Source organism: Citrobacter sp. Cpo090 (genome assembly GCF_030332665.1).
In the GTDB taxonomy this organism is placed as follows: Bacteria; Pseudomonadota; Gammaproteobacteria; order Enterobacterales; family Enterobacteriaceae; genus Citrobacter; species Citrobacter portucalensis.
Genome location: NZ_JAOWHK010000025.1, coordinates 826300 through 843531, shown reverse-complemented (window position 1 = coordinate 843531; position 17232 = coordinate 826300). Strand labels below are relative to the sequence as shown.

The 17232-nt window shown below is 50.5% G+C and carries 19 protein-coding genes; 10 read left to right on the top strand and 9 right to left on the bottom strand.

The window, feature by feature from the left end; genetic code table 11:
- Positions 1–20: 20 nt before the first annotated feature.
- Positions 21–149 (bottom strand): hypothetical protein, encoded by a 129-nt coding sequence (locus OGY83_RS06765; protein WP_275052641.1) that lies wholly within the window; start codon positions 147–149, stop codon positions 21–23.
- A 199-nt stretch (positions 150–348) separates the two neighbouring features.
- On the opposite strand from OGY83_RS06765, the gene ves reads away from it, so the two are divergent.
- Positions 349–924, top strand: a complete 576-nt coding sequence (gene ves / locus OGY83_RS06760) for an environmental stress-induced protein Ves (RefSeq protein ID WP_079938538.1) — start codon at positions 349–351, stop codon at positions 922–924.
- Here ves and cho read toward each other — a convergent pair.
- Positions 884–1771 carry an excinuclease Cho gene (gene cho / locus OGY83_RS06755; protein WP_123267024.1) on the bottom strand — a complete coding sequence of 296 codons (888 nt, stop codon included), beginning with the start codon at positions 1769–1771 and terminating at the stop codon, positions 884–886. The genes ves and cho overlap by 41 nt on opposite strands.
- A gap of 131 nt (positions 1772–1902) precedes the next feature.
- Positions 1903–2733, bottom strand: coding sequence for an NAD(+) synthase (gene nadE / locus OGY83_RS06750; RefSeq protein WP_032936096.1), 831 nt, complete (start codon positions 2731–2733; stop codon positions 1903–1905).
- Between the two features lie 336 nt (positions 2734–3069).
- Between nadE and osmE the strand changes: the two genes are divergently transcribed.
- The 7 genes from osmE to chbG all read left to right on the top strand — a co-directional run bounded on the left by osmE (position 3070) and on the right by chbG (position 8982).
- Complete coding sequence (osmE, locus tag OGY83_RS06745; RefSeq protein WP_003030621.1) at positions 3070–3411, top strand: osmotically-inducible lipoprotein OsmE; 342 nt, start codon at positions 3070–3072, stop codon at positions 3409–3411.
- A gap of 298 nt (positions 3412–3709) precedes the next feature.
- Positions 3710–4030 carry a PTS N,N'-diacetylchitobiose transporter subunit IIB gene (chbB, locus tag OGY83_RS06740; protein WP_003840900.1) on the top strand — a complete coding sequence of 107 codons (321 nt, stop codon included), beginning with the start codon at positions 3710–3712 and terminating at the stop codon, positions 4028–4030.
- 87 nt (positions 4031–4117) lie between these two features.
- On the top strand, positions 4118–5476 hold the full coding sequence (gene chbC, locus OGY83_RS06735; protein WP_003030619.1) for a PTS N,N'-diacetylchitobiose transporter subunit IIC: 1359 nt from the start codon (positions 4118–4120) through the stop codon (positions 5474–5476).
- 54 nt (positions 5477–5530) lie between these two features.
- Positions 5531–5878, top strand: coding sequence for a PTS N,N'-diacetylchitobiose transporter subunit IIA (gene chbA, locus OGY83_RS06730; RefSeq protein WP_003030618.1), 348 nt, complete (start codon positions 5531–5533; stop codon positions 5876–5878).
- 10 nt (positions 5879–5888) lie between these two features.
- Entirely contained in the window at positions 5889–6731 is an 843-nt protein-coding gene (chbR, locus tag OGY83_RS06725) for a transcriptional regulator ChbR (protein WP_085951046.1), read from the top strand.
- A gap of 124 nt (positions 6732–6855) precedes the next feature.
- Positions 6856–8211 carry a 6-phospho-beta-glucosidase gene (locus OGY83_RS06720; RefSeq protein ID WP_079938540.1) on the top strand — a complete coding sequence of 452 codons (1356 nt, stop codon included), beginning with the start codon at positions 6856–6858 and terminating at the stop codon, positions 8209–8211.
- A 12-nt stretch (positions 8212–8223) separates the two neighbouring features.
- The gene (gene chbG, locus OGY83_RS06715; RefSeq protein WP_191212848.1) at positions 8224–8982 is read left to right on the top strand and encodes a chitin disaccharide deacetylase; all 759 of its coding nucleotides are present in this window, start codon (positions 8224–8226) and stop codon (positions 8980–8982) included.
- Positions 8983–9018: 36 nt separating this feature from the next.
- On the opposite strand, the gene katE is transcribed toward chbG, so the two are convergent.
- Positions 9019–11277, bottom strand: a complete 2259-nt coding sequence (gene katE, locus OGY83_RS06710) for a catalase HPII (RefSeq protein ID WP_286635545.1) — start codon at positions 11275–11277, stop codon at positions 9019–9021.
- A 192-nt stretch (positions 11278–11469) separates the two neighbouring features.
- Here katE and cedA point away from each other — a divergent pair, with 192 nt between their 5' ends.
- The gene (gene cedA, locus OGY83_RS06705) at positions 11470–11733 is read left to right on the top strand and encodes a cell division activator CedA (RefSeq protein ID WP_072025560.1); all 264 of its coding nucleotides are present in this window, start codon (positions 11470–11472) and stop codon (positions 11731–11733) included.
- Between the two features lie 61 nt (positions 11734–11794).
- Here cedA and tcyP read toward each other — a convergent pair whose 3' ends face one another.
- The 4 genes from tcyP to hxpB all read right to left on the bottom strand — a co-directional run bounded on the left by tcyP (position 11795) and on the right by hxpB (position 15581).
- A complete protein-coding gene (gene tcyP / locus OGY83_RS06700; RefSeq protein WP_079938544.1) occupies positions 11795–13186 on the bottom strand; it encodes a cystine/sulfocysteine:cation symporter in 1392 nt (463 codons plus the stop codon).
- Positions 13187–13321: 135 nt separating this feature from the next.
- Positions 13322–13921 (bottom strand): metal-dependent hydrolase, encoded by a 600-nt coding sequence (locus OGY83_RS06695; protein ID WP_008784570.1) that lies wholly within the window; start codon positions 13919–13921, stop codon positions 13322–13324.
- 83 nt (positions 13922–14004) lie between these two features.
- Complete coding sequence (kduD, locus tag OGY83_RS06690) at positions 14005–14766, bottom strand: 2-dehydro-3-deoxy-D-gluconate 5-dehydrogenase KduD (RefSeq protein ID WP_286635544.1); 762 nt, start codon at positions 14764–14766, stop codon at positions 14005–14007.
- Positions 14767–14912: 146 nt separating this feature from the next.
- Entirely contained in the window at positions 14913–15581 is a 669-nt protein-coding gene (gene hxpB / locus OGY83_RS06685; RefSeq protein WP_286635543.1) for a hexitol phosphatase HxpB, read from the bottom strand.
- A 167-nt stretch (positions 15582–15748) separates the two neighbouring features.
- Here hxpB and OGY83_RS06680 point away from each other — a divergent pair, with 167 nt between their 5' ends.
- Positions 15749–16285, top strand: coding sequence for a YniB family protein (locus tag OGY83_RS06680; RefSeq protein WP_191233713.1), 537 nt, complete (start codon positions 15749–15751; stop codon positions 16283–16285).
- Between the two features lie 64 nt (positions 16286–16349).
- Here OGY83_RS06680 and OGY83_RS06675 read toward each other — a convergent pair whose 3' ends face one another.
- Positions 16350–17210 (bottom strand): fructosamine kinase family protein, encoded by an 861-nt coding sequence (locus OGY83_RS06675; protein WP_003030598.1) that lies wholly within the window; start codon positions 17208–17210, stop codon positions 16350–16352.
- Positions 17211–17232 lie beyond the last annotated feature (22 nt).

Sequence of the window (17232 nt, the reverse complement as noted above, 5' to 3'; positions counted from 1 at the left end):
CAGCGTCTACACTAAATCATTCATGCTGTGTCGCACTGATAGCCGCGCAGCGTGAAACCAAACTCAAGACCGCCGCTCTTGTCCACAACACGTTTAACGATGTGGGCAGGATCGGCGGTTTTTTCTTTCCTGCCTATTGCACCGGACACACGACACGCTATTCTCCTGAAGCCCGCGAAAATTCTACCTGGATCAGCGCGTTATTCTTTTTTGCAAAATGCCGGGTTCCTCGCTAAGGCAAATCAACTCTACTGCCGATAACAATAATCTGCAGGGTGAACATAACAATGATGATTTATGGCTGTCTGTTTACGGTAGACTGCCGTGCTGCGCCTTTCTGGAGGGATGATGGAATACTTTGATATCCGCAAAATGCCGGTCAATCTCTGGCGAAATGGTGCGGGAGAAACGCGAGAGATTTGCTGTTTTCCGCCAGCAACACGAGATTTTCACTGGCGTGCGAGTATCGCCTCCATTGCAGCAAACGGTGAGTTTTCTCTTTTTCCCGGCGTAGAACGCGTGATTACTCTGCTGGAAGGTGGAGAAGTGACCCTGGAAGAAACGAACATCTTTACGCATACCCTGAAACAGCATCAGCCTTTTACCTTTGCCGGTGACAAGGTGGTAAAAGCAAAGCTGACGGAAGGGCAGATGTCGATGGATTTTAATATCATGACCCGACGAGATGTTTGCCAGGCGAAAGTCAGAGTTGCCGACCGCACGTTTACGACCTTTGGTTCACGCGGCGGCGTGGTGTTTGTTATCAGTGGTGCATGGCAACTGGGCGATAAACTACTGACGGCCGACCAGGGGGCAAGCTGGCATGATGGTAAACACACATTACGACTGCTGGAGCGCGAGGGGAAGCTGCTGTTCAGCGAGATTAACTGGATGCCGGGGCATTCTCCGGGCGCAGTTCAATAATGTCATATTGACCAGACAGAACAGGCCGGCAGAGGATTTTGTAGCCGTCATGGTCAAAGCCGGCCGGCATACGCGCCAGGGTAGCCGCGTCATCCAGCGTTGAAACGGCTCCCAGCCACAGCCAATTGTTGATGATATGGTACTGTGTCATTTCAGCGCCGGTTTCCTGCAGCGCAATGGCAGTGCTCCATGGCCAGCAAATCACGCGCACTCTTTCCAGCGCCTTTAACAGACGTAAATGATGCGCTTCATGACTCTCTTTCCCGCAGCACGCTCCGGCGCAGCGTTTAAGCGCGGAGCGAAAACAGGCGCGCCCGCGACTCAGAGGTTCCAGGCCCAACAGGCCGTAGCACAGCTGTTGTTCATCCGCGAGGCTTTGCAACGCTTGTAGCGCTGCGCGACGATTGGCAAACAGGCCAAACAGATTGGGGGCATGGGAGAAATCAATATCTCCTGCGTAGACAACCTGAACAGTTCGGTCGGTAAGCTGCAAGGCGCAAAGCTGACGATTGCGCCGCAGTCGTTTATTAAACAACGGCTGCTGTTCTTTGATCAACCGTGCTTCCAGTAGCAGGGCACCAATTTCTCCCGCGGTACAAATCCAGCTAATGCGTTTGGCCTGACGCAGCATTGCCGCTTCGTTTGCGGTACGCAGGTGTGCCATCACGCGGCTGCGAATATTGACGCTTTTACCAATATAGAGCGGCATAGTGTCGCTTTCACTGTGAAACAGATAGACGCCTGGCGCGGCGGGAAGCGCACTCAAAAATGGACGCAGGTGCTCAGGATATTCATAGATTGCCGCTGCCTCAAATGTCAGGCGTGGGGCTGATTGACGCCGTACCACTTCTCACTCCAGATGCTGGTTATTCATCCAGTGTAGCAGTTTGAAACCGATTAAAAAAGCGGCATCAGGCCAGGAGGAGAGGCCGGACAGCGGTGATCCCAGTGCTATCCGGCAATATGTGACTAAAAGAATTACGCTTTTTTCCAGAAGTCATCAAACACCGTAATCGGTGTGCGACGTTTGTGCTCGGTCTTCAGATACCAGCCTTCAATTTTTTTCGCGACGTCGGCAGCCAGCGTTTTTCCTTCCAGATAATCGTCGATGTTGTCATAGGTGACGCCTAATGCGGCTTCATCCGGCAGAGAAGGGCGATCGTCTTCGAGGTCGGCGGTTGGCGCTTTCTTATATAAATGCTCAGGGCAACCCAGCGCGGCAAGCAACTGCTTACCCTGACGCTTGTTCAGACGGAAAATAGGGTTAATGTCAGTACCGCCATCGCCGTATTTGGTGAAAAATCCGGTGATGGCTTCTGCTGCATGATCGGTACCCACGACAACACCGCTGGTCATTCCGGCAATACTGTACTGGGCCTTCATGCGTTCACGGGCTTTTTCATTGCCACGGACAAAATCGCTCAGTTCAATTCCCGCTTCACGCAGGGCCTGTTCACTAGCCAGTACCGCACCCTTAATATTGACGGTGAGTACGCGGTCCGGTTGGATAAAGGCGATGGCATCCTGACAGTCCTGTTCATCAGCCTGAACGCCATACGGCAGACGTACGGCAATAAACTGCAGCGCGTCATTACCCGTTTCTTCGCGAAGCTCGGAAATAGCCATTTGGCACAGTTTTCCCGCGAGCGTTGAGTCCTGTCCGCCGCTAATCCCTAATACCAGTGATTTCAGAAAGGGGTAAGTCTGCAGATAAGATTTAAGGAAATCCACGCTGCGGCGAATTTCTTCTTCTGCATTGATGTGCGGTTTTGCGCCAAGCGCCTGAATTATCTCTTGCTGCAGAGTCATTTAAACCCCTCCTGAAAATAAAAATGATCAAAAAAATGATGTGTTAAAGCTAACGCGTTGGGACCCAAACGACAAGGGATGCAGGCCTGATCTAACATCATTTTGTTTTAATATACCCGTCATACTTTAAGTTGCATGTGCGTTGGCTGCGCTCGTTCTCCCCAGTCACTTACGTTAGTAAGCTCCTGAGGATTCACTCCCTTGCCGCCTTCCTGCAACTCGAATTATTTAGGGTATAGAATTTTCCGAAACGACCTAAGTATCATCTGATTGCTTGAAAAATATGTTGTTGTGCTCCAGGCTTATATAACACGCTGAAATACAAGAGGACGGAATATGAACAAGAACCTAACAGGAATTCTAAGTGCAGCGGCTGTTTTGACTATGCTGGCAGGGTGTACGGCCTACGATCGTACCAAAGATCAATTTGTTCAGCCCGTGGTGAAAGATGTGAAGAAAGGGATGAGCCGGGCGCAGGTGGCGCAGATTGCCGGTAAACCTTCTTCTGAAGTCAGCATGATTCATGCGCGAGGGACATGCCAGACCTACATCCTGGGTCAACGAGATGGTAAAGCTGAAACCTATTTTGTTGCTTTAGACGACACCGGACATGTGATTAACTCCGGTTACCAGACCTGCGCAGAGTACGACACCGACCCGCAGGCGGCGAAGAAGTAACAACTGCTTATTGCCTGAGCATTCAGAAGAACCGGCCATCGCGCCGGTTTTTTTGTGCCGAACGATCTTATTTATTGCCGCGAATTATTTGCCCGAAATGTGAGGGGAGTCATAACGACAGGTCAAGGAGAGACAATTTAGTTGGTCAAGGAAATACCATCCACTGGTGCAATCCCGTATACTCATTTCAGCCACCTAAAAAAGTAATTTAGCTGACGCAAGTTACCCAGAGCATGGATGCAGGTTATGGCTTGCGGAGTGTCTGGTTGACAGATAATCGCATATGAGGATCGTTTTAATGGAAAAGAAACACATTTATCTGTTTTGTTCTGCGGGCATGTCGACTTCATTGTTGGTTTCGAAGATGCGTGCTCAGGCCGAAAAATACGAAGTGCCGGTTATTATTGAAGCGTTTCCTGAAACGCTGGCCGGAGAAAAAGGTCCAACGGCCGATGTCGTGTTATTAGGTCCACAAATTGCTTATATGTTGCCCGAAATTCAGCGTTTGTTACCCAACAAGCCTGTGGAAGTGATTGACTCGCTGCTGTATGGCAAAGTCGATGGTTTAGGCGTGCTTAAGGCTGCTGTTGCAGCAATTAAAAAAGCCGCAGCAAATTAATTATTTTATTTTAATTTTTCCCGTCAAAGAGTTATTTCATTAACATTCACCGCAATTTTTAATTGCGGTATTTAAGGGTATTTTTCTATGAGTAACGCTATTGCTTCACTTGAAAAGGTACTCCTTCCTTTTGCTGTAAAAATTGGAAAGCAGCCACACGTTAATGCAATCAAAAACGGTTTTATTCGTTTAATGCCGTTAACCCTCGCAGGGGCCATGTTTGTATTAATCAATAACGTTTTCCTGAGCTTTGGGGAGGGGTCGTTTTTTTATTCAATGGGCATTCGACTTGATGCTTCAACTATTGAAACGCTTAATAGTTTGAAAGGCATTGGTGGAAACGTCTATAACGGCACGCTGGGTATCATGTCCTTGATGGCACCGTTCTTCATCGGCATGGCGCTGGCAGAAGAACGTAAAGTCGACTCACTGGCTGCCGGGCTGTTATCTGTCGCCGCGTTTATGACCGTAACGCCTTATAGCGTGGGTGAAGCCTATGCCGTTGGCGCGAACTGGCTCGGCGGTGCCAATATTATTTCCGGTATCATTATCGGCCTCGCGGTCGCGGAAATGTTCACCTTTGTGGTTCGTCGCAATTGGGTCATTAAATTACCTGATAGCGTACCGACATCCGTATCGCGCTCTTTCTCTGCGCTGATTCCTGGCTTCCTTATCCTCTCCATTATGGGGATCATCGCCTGGGCATTGAACACCTGGGGTACGAACTTCCACCAGATCATTATGGATTCCATTTCAACTCCGCTGGCGTCGTTGGGCAGCGTGGTGGGCTGGGCCTACGTGATTTTTGTTCCGCTGCTATGGTTCTTCGGTATTCACGGTTCACTGGCGCTGACTGCGCTGGACAGCGGTATCATGACACCATGGGCGCTGGAAAACATCTCTATCTACCAACAGTTTGGTTCTGTAGATGCCGCGCTTGAAGCCGGTAAAACGTTCCACGTCTGGGCGAAACCGATGCTCGACTCCTATATTTTCCTTGGGGGTAGCGGGGCAACGCTGGGTCTGATTATCGCTATCTTCCTGGCATCGCGTCGTCCTGACTATCGTCAGGTTGCTAAACTGGCACTGCCGTCAGGTCTGTTCCAGATTAACGAACCTATCCTGTTCGGTCTGCCGATCATCATGAACCCGGTGATGTTTATCCCGTTCATTCTGGTGCAACCGATTCTGGCGGCGATTACGCTGGCAGCTTACTACTCAGGCATTATTCCACCGATTACCAACATTGCACCGTGGACCATGCCAACCGGTTTGGGCGCGTTCTTTAACACCAACGGTAGCGTCGCTGCTCTGCTGGTCGCGCTGTTCAACCTCGGTATCGCAACGCTGGTTTACCTGCCGTTCGTGGTGGTAGCCAACAAAGCGCAGAACGTTATTGACCAAGAAGAAAGCGAAGAAGATATCGCTAACGCATTGAAATTCTAAATTTAATCCGGCATGACTTCACGGTCATGCCGGACTGAACCAGAGGAAAAAAGTATGTTGGATATCGAGAATATCGTCGACACGCAGTCAGAAGCAGAAGAACTTGAAGAAGTGGTGATGGGCCTCATCATCAACTCCGGTCAGGCGCGTAGCCTGGCGTACGGCGCGCTCAAAATGGCCAAGCAAGGCGATTTCGAGTCGGCCAAAGCCATGATGGACCAGTCTCGTCTGGCGCTGAACGAAGCGCACCTCGTGCAAACGAAACTGATTGAAGGCGATCAGGGCGAAGGTAAAATGAAAGTTAGCCTGGTGCTGGTTCACGCGCAAGACCACCTGATGACATCAATGCTGGCGCGTGAGCTGGTGACTGAACTGATTGAGCTTCACGAAAAGCTGAAATAGCGAGGAGTGCATAATGCAGCTACAGATTAACGCACCGGAAATCAAAACCGTTTATGAACAGCAGCTGTTTAATGGCAAAAATTTCCATGTGTTCATCTATAACAAAACTGAGAGTATCAGCGGGCTGCATCAGCATGACTACTATGAATTTACCCTGGTTTTAACCGGGCGCTATTATCAGGAAATCAACGGTAAGCGCGTACTGCTCGAACGTGGAGATTTTGTCTTTATCCCGTTGGGATCGCACCACCAAAGTTTTTATGATTTTGGTGCGACAAGGATCCTTAACGTCGGCATCAGTAAACGTTTTTTTGAACAGCACTATCATCCGCTGCTGCCATTTTGTTTCGTTGCATCGCAGGTCTATCGGGCGAATAACTCGTTTCTTACCTATATTGAAACGGTTATTGCATCACTGAACTTTCGCGAGAGCGGACTGGATGAATTTGTAGAAGTGGTCACCTTCTATATTATTAATCGGTTACGTCATCATCGCGAAGAGCAGGTGTTGGATGATATTCCGCAGTGGCTTAAAACCACCGTCGAGACCATGCACGACAAACGGCAGTTTAGCGAGAATGCGCTGGAAAATATGGTACACCTGTCCGCGAAATCCCAGGAGTATCTGACCCGCGCAACCCAGCGTTATTACAGCAAAACGCCGATGCAGATTATTAATGAAATCCGCATTAACTTTGCTAAAAAACAGCTGGAAATGACGAACTATTCTGTAACGGATATTGCTTACGAGTCTGGCTACAGTAGTCCAAGCCTGTTTATTAAAACGTTTAAAAAGCTGACGTCGTTTACACCGAATAGCTACCGTAAGAAATTAACTGAATTTAATCAGTAGATATTATTTGCCAATAACCCATTTTTTATAGCTTGCCCAAAATAGCGTCGGGACAGCCACGCTATACCTGACAAACGGGTTGAGCATAATACACGTCAGTGTTTTGACACTGAAGGGAGAAAGTATGAGCCAGAAATTAAAAGTCGTCACTATCGGTGGCGGGAGCAGCTACACCCCTGAATTACTTGAAGGCTTTATTAAGCGCTATCATGAATTACCGGTTTCTGAGTTGTGGCTGGTTGATGTCGACGGTGGAAAAGAGAAGCTGGACATTATTTTTGACCTATGCCAACGCATGATCGACAAAGCCGGCGTGCCGATGAAGTTGTTTAAAACGCTGGATCGCCGTGAAGCACTGAAAGATGCTGATTTCGTTACCACCCAGCTGCGCGTAGGGCAACTGAAAGCCCGTGAAAAGGATGAACGCATTCCGCTGAGCCATGGTTATCTGGGACAGGAAACCAACGGTGCGGGTGGGCTGTTTAAAGGTTTGCGTACCATTCCGGTTATCTTTGACATTATTAAAGATGTGGAAGAACTGTGCCCGAATGCGTGGGTGATTAACTTCACTAACCCGGCAGGGATGGTGACTGAAGCGGTCTATCGCCACACGAATTTCAAGAAATTCATCGGCGTGTGTAATATTCCTGTCGGCATGAAAATGTTCATTAGCGATGTGCTGGCGCTGAAAGAGAGCGATGACTTATCCATCGATCTGTTCGGTCTGAACCACATGGTCTTTATTAAAGATGTACTGGTGAACGGCAAATCACGGTTTGATGAACTGCTGGACGGTGTAGCTTCTGGTCAACTGAAAGCTTCCACCGTGAAGAACATTTTCGACCTGCCGTTCAGCGAAGGGTTGATTCGTTCGCTGAAGCTGCTGCCGTGCTCGTATTTGCTGTACTACTTCAAGCCAAAAGAGATGCTGGCGATCGAAATGGGCGAGTACTATAAGGGCGGCGCACGTGCTCAGGTAGTACAAAAAGTAGAAAAACAACTGTTTGACCTCTACAAAAATCCTGAGCTAAACGTTAAGCCGAAAGAGCTGGAGCAGCGCGGTGGTGCGTATTACTCCGATGCGGCCTGTGAAGTGATCAACGCCATCTACAACGACAAACAGACCGAGCACTATGTCAACATTCCACATCATGGGCATGTTGATAACATTCCTGCGGACTGGGCGGTTGAGATGACCTGTACGCTGGGACGTAACGGTGCTACGCCGCATCCACGGATTACCCATTTTGATGAGAAAGTGCTCGGCCTTATCTATACCATTAAAGGCTTCGAGGTCGCGGCGAGCAATGCGGCATTGAGCGGTGAGCTGAATGATGTGCTGTTGGCGTTGAACCTGAGTCCGCTGGTTCATTCTGACAGTGATGCCGAAATTCTGGCGCGTGAGCTGATTCTGGCGCATGAAAAATGGCTGCCAAACTTCGCCGGGTGCATTGAGAAACTCAAAAGCGAACAACACTAACTGAGGTCGGTTATGGAACGCGTACTGATTGTAAATGCGGATGATTTTGGCCTGAGTAAAGGACAAAACTACGGCATTGTTGAAGCCTGTCGCAATGGCGTTGTCACCTCGACAACGGCACTGGTTAACGGTGCGGCGATTGACCATGCGGTACAGCTGAGTCGCGACCTACCGGTACTTGCCGTCGGAATGCATTTTGTTCTGACGCTGGGTAGGCCGTTGACGGCAATGCCGGGTCTTACTCGTGACGGTTTACTGGGGAAATGGATCTGGCAGATGGCAGAGGAGGACACTTTGCCGCTGGATGAAATTTCTCAGGAACTGGCCGCGCAGTATCAGCGTTTTATTGACCTGTTCGGGCGGGAGCCGACGCATCTGGATAGCCATCACCATGTGCATATGTTCCCGCAAATTTTCCCTATCGTGGCCGGGTTTGCTGCCCAGAAGGGGATTGCATTGCGTATCGATCGTCAGACCGTGTTCCAGGCGTCTGATTTACCGGAAACGTTACGTACCTCCCAAGGGTTCAGCAGCGAGTTTTACGGTGAAGCGATCTCCGAGGCTCTGTTTTTACAGACGCTGGATGCGTCAGCGGATCGGGGTGAATCCTCGCTGGAAGTGATGTGTCATCCGGCCTTTATCGATGACATTATTCGTCAAAGTGCCTACTGTTACCCCCGCTTAACTGAGCTTGACGTGCTGACGTCTTCGTCACTGAAATATGCAATTGCGGAGCGCGGTTATCGTCTTGGCAGTTTTCTGAACGTGTAATTCCTGAGTTTGCGGCGCTTAATGCGCCGCATTTTTTTAGGCGGGAATCGTTTCTATTTTTCCGGCGCGTGACCAGACGCGGTGCGCGGTCATCAGCGTCAGCAGGGTATCCATAAACTGTGCGTCTGCACTGTCCGCTTCCACTACGCCTTCTTCTCCTTCATTTTTGATATTCAACGTTGCTTTAAACTGACGAGCATCGCCGGCCAGGGCGATAGGTTTTAAGTGCTTATACGCTTCGAGTAAATAATATCGGGCATCACCATTCGTAACGATATCCGCGAGATTGCCGCACGGAACGATAACCGCATCGACCGTCAGGGATGGCGAACCCGCAAAAGTACCGGCGATCGTCAGGGCAGAACCATCATCGGCAACTACCTTACCCATTCGGGAATAGAGCAATTTGGCATGAACGCCTTTGGCCTGTAGGGCTTGCATGATGGCGAGCAGGTCGGTCGATTTAACCTGGTCATTAAGTAGGATGGCGACCACGCGGCCCTTAATCTCACCTTGCGCACCTGCATATAAGCTGAGTGACGGTGCATTTTTCAAACCGTTGACGTTGGGCGGCGGCACAATTTCAGCCTGTTCCTTGGTTAGCTCAAAACCGAGATTATCGGCAACCGCCTCGGCGAGGGCAGTATCAATATGGGCCAGCTGTTCGACCACTCTTTCGCGAATATAGGGGCGCGTAACCTTACTGAGTTCGAAACTGAATCCGCCGATAATATGCTGCTGTTCAATTGGCGTCTGACTTAGCCAGAACAGGCGAGGGTGCGCATAGTATTCGCCAAAAGAGGGGCTACGTTCGCGGATTTTGTTTCCTTCAATCCGTTCCTGATACGACTCAAATCCACCGCGTTTTGGCCCCGGTGGCGTTTCGCGCGGCCAGTTATCATTGATGGAATTCGGTTCATAGTTGGCAGGATTGGTATCGATGTCTAAACGATGCATGCCGTCACGCTGGAAATTATGGTACGGACAGGTCGGGCGATTAATCGGGATTTCATGGAAGTTGGGCCCGCCCAGGCGACTGATTTGGGTATCGGTATAGGAGAACAAGCGGCCCTGCAGCAGGGGATCGTTAGTAAAATCGATGCCAGGGACGATATGTCCGGGATGAAATGCGACTTGTTCATTTTCAGCGAAGAAATTATCTGGATTGCGGTTGAGCACCATTTTACCGATGCGCTGCACCGGAACCAGCTCTTCCGGGATCAGTTTGGTCGGGTCGAGCAGGTCAAAATCGAACTTGAATTCGTCTTCTTCGGGAATCAGCTGTAGCCCCAGTTCATATTCAGGATAATCGCCCGCTTCGATAGCTTCCCACAAATCGCGGCGATGAAAATCGGGATCACGACCGGTAAGTTTTTGCGCTTCATCCCATACCAGCGAGGCTTTACCTGCCAGCGGTTTCCAGTGGAAACGGACAAAGGTGGCTTTCCCTTGCGCATTAATTAACCGAAATGTGTGAATGCCGAAGCCTTCCATCGTGCGATAGCTGCGCGGAATACCTCGATCGGACATTGCCCATATGACGTTGTGCAACGTTTCAGGCTGTAATGAGACATAATCCCAGAAGGTGTCATGGGCGCTTTGGCCCTGCGGGATAGCCCAATGCGGCTCCGGTTTAACTGCATGGACGAAATCCGGGAATTTATGGGCATCCTGAATAAAGAAGATGGGAGTATTGTTTCCCACCAGGTCGAAAATGCCCTCTTCAGTGTAAAACTTGGTCGCAAATCCCCGTATATCTCTGACCGTGTCCGCAGAGCCTGCGCCGCCCTGAACCGTAGAGAATCGGACAAAAACTGGGGTGATTTTATTTTCATCACTCAGAAAGTCCGCTTTCGTCGTCGCACTCAAGTTGGTATAGGGCTGAAAGTAACCATGAGCGGCAGAACCTCGGGCATGTACGATCCTCTCCGGGATGCGTTCATGATCAAAATGGGTAATCTTTTCCCGCAGGATAAAGTCTTCCAGCAGGGTTGGCCCACGATTACCTGCACGCAGAGAGTTTTGGTCGTCTGCGATTCGCACTCCCTGATTAGTTGTCAGAGCAAAATCTTCGCTTCCTTTACGAAAACTATCCAGCGCGTTGAGTTTATCACTTTTGATATCCGGCGCTTTTAAGCTGCCGGACGTAGTGGGCTGCATACCTGGCGGCGTGGGTTCAGGTGTTGGCCGATGTGAACCGTCTGTAGGCGCCAGTGAGTCAAGTCCTGGCTGGGATTCGCTGGCATCATGAACCGGCGCTGAGTGATGGAGTGGATGCTTATCATTCTGTGACATTAAACTCGTCTCCTGGTTTCATTGCTGAAAGGGTCGTTGTTGCTGTCAAAAGCTTTAACTATAGACCACTCACTCAACGGCGCAGGTACAGGCCGATGACGTAAAGCGCGATGAACCAGGCAAACAGCGCACGCAAGGCAGGACGCAAGGCGGCAAAATCGGCTAAGATAGCGGTTTTCTGATTTTTAGAATTTGTCTTTAGTGAAGCAACTGATTATGAAACCTCTTCGCCAACAAAATCGTCCGGTTATCAGCTATGTTCCTCGCGTGGAGCCCGCTCCACCAGAGCATGCGGTTAAAATGGATGCGTTTCGTGACGTATGGATACTGCGCGGAAAATATGTCGCATTTGTCTTAATGGGGGAGGCGTTTCAACGTTCGCCTGCATTTACGGTCCCGGAATCAGCACAGCGCTGGGCTAATCAGGTTCGCCAGGAAAATGAATTAAGCGATTAATGAATATAAAAAACCGCCGGAGCATGACGCTTCGGCGGTTTTGTTTTTTTAGCTGACAGACTTAGCGATGCGCCAGTTCGGCGTTATCGTCGCTGTCCATAATCGTTTTATCAGTCTGCTTGAGCCATTGGCTGGTCAGCGTACCGGCAGTCATAGAACCGCTTACGTTCAGTGCAGTACGACCCATATCGATCAGCGGTTCAACGGAGATCAACAGCGCAACCAGCGTGACCGGCAGACCCATAGCAGGCAGGACGATCAGCGCGGCAAACGTTGCACCGCCACCGACACCCGCAACCCCTGCGGAACTCACGGTCACGATACCAACCAGCGTAGCAATCCACATTGGGTCCAGTGGGTTGATACCGACGGTCGGTGCAACCATTACTGCCAGCATTGCCGGGTACAGGCCCGCACAACCGTTCTGACCAATCGTGGCACCAAAAGAGGCGGCAAATGAGGCGATGGATTCAGGCACGCCCAGACGACGGGTCTGCGCTTCAACGTTCAGCGGAATTGAGGCTGCGCTGGAACGGCTGGTGAAGGCGAAAGTCAGCACCGGCCACACTTTGCGGAAGTATTTCAGCGGGCTAACGCCGTTAATACCCAGCAGGATCCCGTGAACCACGAACATAATGCCCAGACCGAGATAAGAGGCCACGACGAAGCTACCCAGCTTGATGATGTCCTGCAGGTTGGAACCTGCAACCACTTTGGTCATCAGCGCCAGAACACCGTACGGCGTCAACTGCATCACCAGACGAACCAGTTTCATCACCCAGCTTTGCAGGGTATCGATAGCGACCAGAACACGCTCGCCTTTTGGTGCATCATCTTTCAGCAGTTTCAGCGCGGCTACACCCAGGAATGCTGCGAAGATAACCACGCTGATAATCGACGTCGGGTTGGCGCCAGTCAGATCGGCAAACGGGTTTTTCGGAATAAACGACAGCACCAGTTGCGGAACGCTGAGGTCAGCTACTTTGCCAACATAGTTGGTTTCAATCGCGTTCAGACGTGCGGTTTCCGCACCACCTTGCACCAGACCTTCGGCGGTCAGGCCGAACAGGTTGGTCACCAGAACCCCTACCAGCGCGGCAATCAGCGTGGTAAACAGCAGCGTTCCGATGGTCAGGAAGCTGATTTTACCTAACTGAGAGGCGTTGTGCAGACGTGCAACGGCGCTGAGAATAGACGCAAATACCAGCGGCATAACAATCATCTGCAGCAGTTGGACATAACCGTTGCCGACAATGTTGAACCACTGTACTGAATCTTTAAGAACCTGGCTGTCAGAGCCATAAATGGTGTGCAGGGCAAGGCCGAACACAACACCCATGACCAGACCGACCAGTACTTTTTTGGCCAGACTCCACTGTTTGTGACGGGCTTGCGCCAGCACGAACAGCAGCACTACGAACACGATAATGTTCGCGATTAATGGAAAGTTCATCCCCGTTCTCCTGATCTTATTATGCGTATCACCGTTTAAAGGTGATTCTGTTGGCGCAAGATTAGCAGAACTGTGACTTGCCTCTTATATTCAAATGGAATTGTTTATACCGAAAATGACTTTTTGGCTGATTTATTAGTCAATCTGATGCGTTATGAAACGATTGAACTGCATTTGTAGCGTATTAATCATCTGCGAAGACCAGCGTACCGCGCTGTTCTCTTGTACGGTCTGCGGCATCCAGATTGCCCACGCGAACAGTGCCATGCACAGAAATCGCTCCAGTTGATTGCCTTTTTGCGGCACGAGGATGGGCAGACGAAAACGCCAGCGGCAGGGCCAAAGCAGGGGAACGCCTGCTGGGGTCAGCATGTCGGCCAGAATGTGGCTGAGATAGCCGAGTACCATACCTTGTAAGGCATCAGCCGGTATTATCCAGGTATCCGGGACTTTCAGGTAGAACGTGGCCAGCAGGGCAAAAACCGCCAGCAGGCTATGTGTAAACCCGCGATGACCAAATGCCCGGGCAATGGGTTTTGATATCCACTTCAGACGCTGCCCCAGCAGAGATTTGGGATGATCGATATCTGGCAGCAGGCACGTTAAAATGGCTGAAGGGACAATATGCCACCAGTCACCCTGCGCAAGAACGGGCGTTAGCTCGGCATTCTTGGCAAATACCGCACAGGCAATAGAAAAAAGAAGGTGGCCTTCCGCCGTCATGATAAAACCCAATAAACTGTCGATTCATACAGTATAGGGGTTTTATACAGTAGGCGGAAGAGGTGACGTTGTAACCCTTTGTCACAAGTGCGCCTTTACCGCGCCAGCCAACCGCCATCCACGGCCAGCGTATAGCCATGAATATAGTCAGAGGCGGGACTTGCGAGGAACACGACCGGGTCTTTCAGGTCATTTGGCGTGCCCCAGCGCCCTGCGGGAATACGATCGATAATCTCCTGATTGCGCTCGCTGTCTGCGCGCAGTTGCTGGGTGTTATTGGTCGCCATATAGCCGGGCGCGATAGCATTGACATTAATTCCCTTGGCCGCCCATTCATTGGCGAGCAGGCGAGTGATACCCAGCACGCCACTTTTTGATGCGGTATAGGAAGGAACGCGGATACCGCCCTGAAAAGAGAGCATTGAGGCAATATTAATAATTTTCCCGCCATTTCCCTGAGCCAGAAACTGGCGCGCCACGGCCTGCGACAGAAAGAAAACAGATTTGAGATTTAGATTCATCACGTCATCCCAATCTTTTTCACTGAAGTCCAGCGCATCCTGACGGCGTATAGTTCCTGCATTGTTGACCAGAATATCGACCTGGCCAAACGCCGACACCGTTTGTGTCACGATGCTGGTGAGAGCATCTTGTTGGCTGAGGTCGGCCTGAATGGCCATAAAGCGTCGACCGAGGGCGTTAATTTTCTCTGCGGTTTCATGCGGTATTTTACGATTCACGCCGACTATATCGCAGCCCGCTTCAGCCAGCGCCACTGCCATACCCTGCCCAAGGCCGGTGTCACATCCAGTGACAATGGCGACTTTACCTTCGAGACGAAAAGCTTCCTGAATCATGTTTACCTCAACTATCTATGTCATTAACGCTTGCTCTATAGGGCAAGGATAGGAGAGGTCAAACAGAAATACAATTAAAAATGAAACATCGTTTTAAAAACAAAAAACATAGAAGACGGGCAATACGATCATTGCCCGTTACAGGATTAGCCGCACAGATGAGCGGCAGTGAGTTCGGTGAGCGAGGTTAATTTGACGTCAGCAAGAACGAAGCGAGGATCGTCCTGATTCTCATGCGCTGGTACGACGATGGAACGCATGCGGGCAGCTTTCGAGGCAATCATGCCGTTCACTGAGTCTTCCAGTGCTACGCAGTTTAACGGGTCAATGTCCAGTTTCGCCGCACAATCGAGGTAAACCTGCGGGTGCGGTTTGCTGTAAGGCAGTTTTTCTGCAGAAGCCAGCGCGTCGAAGTCATCGCGCAGATCAAACATGGTCAGCACTTTTTCCAGCATATGAAGCGGCGAGGCGGATGCCAGTCCTACTTTGATTCCCTGAGATTTGCACAACGTCACAGCTTCACGAACGCCTGGCAGCAGCGGTTTTGTTTCTTCAACCAACGCAATGGCCCGGGTAATGATGCGCTCGGTGACTTCCTGACGTGAGGGGCCGTTCCAGGGTTGCTGCGCAAACCACAAATCAACCACCATGTCGATGCGTAAGCCAAGGGTATCGGGAAGTTCATGGCGACGGGAGATATCAACGCCTAAACTTGCTATCACATCCAGTTCAGCCTGATCCCAAAGCGGTTCAGAATCGACCAGTAACCCATCCATATCGAAAATTGCAGCAAGAATTTGACGCGGGGTTGACATTACAACCTCTCCTTTACGGTGATAACAGGGATGTAGAGCCAGCCTGGACGGACTCTGAGCGTTTATTATGGCTAATTCAGCAGTATACCGCCTTTAAAGATCAGGCGAAAACGGTAATCAACGGGTAAACTTAGGCCAAAATGACACGTCTTAATCAAGGGGAACTCATGACGTATCAACAAGCTGGACGCATTGCCATCTTGAAAAGACTGGTGGGATGGGTGGTTTTCATTCCCGCGCTGATTTCAACGCTGGTTTCAGTACTGAAGTTTATGTATGCGCACAGCGAAAAGCAGGAAGGGATAAACGCGGTCATGCTCGATTTTGCCCATGTGATGATCGACATGATGCGGGTGAACACACCTTTTCTTAACGTGTTTTGGTATAACTCGCCGACGCCTGATTTTCAAAGTGGACTGAATATCGTTTTTTGGCTGATATTCATCCTGATTTTTATCGGTCTGGCGTTGCAGGATTCAGGCGCCAGAATGAGCCGCCAGGCGCGTTTCTTACGCGAAGGCGTTGAGGATCAGCTGATTCTGGAACAGGCAAAGGGCAGTGAAGGATTATCCCGCGAGCAACTTGAGTCGCGAATTGTGGTACCGCACCATACGATCTTCTTACAAATTTTCCCGCTTTATATTCTGCCGGTGATCGTTATCGTGATCGGCTACTTCTTCTTCTCATTGCTGGGCTTTTTGTAAGTGCCGCTCTATCGGGCCTGCCACGTTGCGAAACGGCAGGCCTGATAAGCAACGCGGTACGTAGTTAAGCCGCCAGTAATCTATCCAGCGCTTTCTGCGCCACAACCAGATGCTGTCCTCCGAACAGAATTGCTCGATTCAGCAGCGTATAGAGCTGGTAGATTGGCTGCCTGTCAAGAAAGTCCAGCGGTAGTGGTGAGACAGACTGGTAACCGTCATAAATTTGCGGCGGCTGATCGGTATGTAACGGCAGCATTGCCAAGTCACACTCTCTGTCCCCCCAGTAGCAGGCGGGGTCAAAGATGTACGGACCGTTAGGACCGAGGGCGCAGTTCCCGGACCACAAATCACCGTGCAGGAGAGACGGCTGTGGTTGATGGGAAGAAAGACGCTGCTGAACATGCTCGACAATGGCGTCGATGTTGCCAAACGCTATGCCTTTTTCAGCGGCGAGTTCCAACTGCCAGCCTATACGCTGCTCGGCGAAAAAGGTTGACCAGCGACGTTGCCAGGTATTGGGCTGCGGCGTGGTAGAGAGCGCGTTATCGAAGTCGAGACCAAACTGAGGCTGGTCGCTCCATTCATGCAAATGCGCAAGCTGCTGGCCGAGGATAAACGCGTTATGCGCATCAAGTGGACGGGGAGGGAGGAAATCCATCACCAGAAAGCTGTAATCTCTGTCTGCGCCTACTGCCCAGACTTTCGGTACAGATACAGTTTGACTGCGGGAAAGTAGTTCCAGCTGATCGGCTTCTGCCGTAAAGCCGGTTAACAGCTCTCTTTCATCGCATTTGACGAAAAAATCTCGCCCCGCATAGCGTAAATGCCATGCGGCGTGGATCTCTCCGCCGGGCAGTTCATTACGCAGTTCGATTTCGCCTTCACCTAATTGCTCGCTTAAAAGACGACTGATAGCCTGCCACATGATGTCTCTCCCCATGTTGTCT

Excerpts from the sequence above, each read along its gene's own strand:
- OGY83_RS06720 (WP_079938540.1), top strand. The coding sequence starts at position 6,856 with ATGAGCCAGAAATTAAAAGTCGTCACTATCGGTGGCGGGAGCAGCTAC.
- ves (WP_079938538.1), top strand. The coding sequence starts at position 349 with ATGGAATACTTTGATATCCGCAAAATGCCGGTCAATCTCTGGCGAAAT.
- chbC (WP_003030619.1), top strand. The coding sequence starts at position 4,118 with ATGAGTAACGCTATTGCTTCACTTGAAAAGGTACTCCTTCCTTTTGCT.
- chbB (WP_003840900.1), top strand. The coding sequence starts at position 3,710 with ATGGAAAAGAAACACATTTATCTGTTTTGTTCTGCGGGCATGTCGACT.
- OGY83_RS06680 (WP_191233713.1), top strand. The coding sequence starts at position 15,749 with ATGACGTATCAACAAGCTGGACGCATTGCCATCTTGAAAAGACTGGTG.
- hxpB (WP_286635543.1), bottom strand. The coding sequence starts at position 15,581 with ATGTCAACCCCGCGTCAAATTCTTGCTGCAATTTTCGATATGGATGGG.
- osmE (WP_003030621.1), top strand. The coding sequence starts at position 3,070 with ATGAACAAGAACCTAACAGGAATTCTAAGTGCAGCGGCTGTTTTGACT.
- tcyP (WP_079938544.1), bottom strand. The coding sequence starts at position 13,186 with ATGAACTTTCCATTAATCGCGAACATTATCGTGTTCGTAGTGCTGCTG.
- kduD (WP_286635544.1), bottom strand. The coding sequence starts at position 14,766 with ATGATTCAGGAAGCTTTTCGTCTCGAAGGTAAAGTCGCCATTGTCACT.
- OGY83_RS06675 (WP_003030598.1), bottom strand. The coding sequence starts at position 17,210 with ATGTGGCAGGCTATCAGTCGTCTTTTAAGCGAGCAATTAGGTGAAGGC.
- nadE (WP_032936096.1), bottom strand. The coding sequence starts at position 2,733 with ATGACTCTGCAGCAAGAGATAATTCAGGCGCTTGGCGCAAAACCGCAC.
- katE (WP_286635545.1), bottom strand. The coding sequence starts at position 11,277 with ATGTCACAGAATGATAAGCATCCACTCCATCACTCAGCGCCGGTTCAT.
- chbG (WP_191212848.1), top strand. The coding sequence starts at position 8,224 with ATGGAACGCGTACTGATTGTAAATGCGGATGATTTTGGCCTGAGTAAA.
- chbA (WP_003030618.1), top strand. The coding sequence starts at position 5,531 with ATGTTGGATATCGAGAATATCGTCGACACGCAGTCAGAAGCAGAAGAA.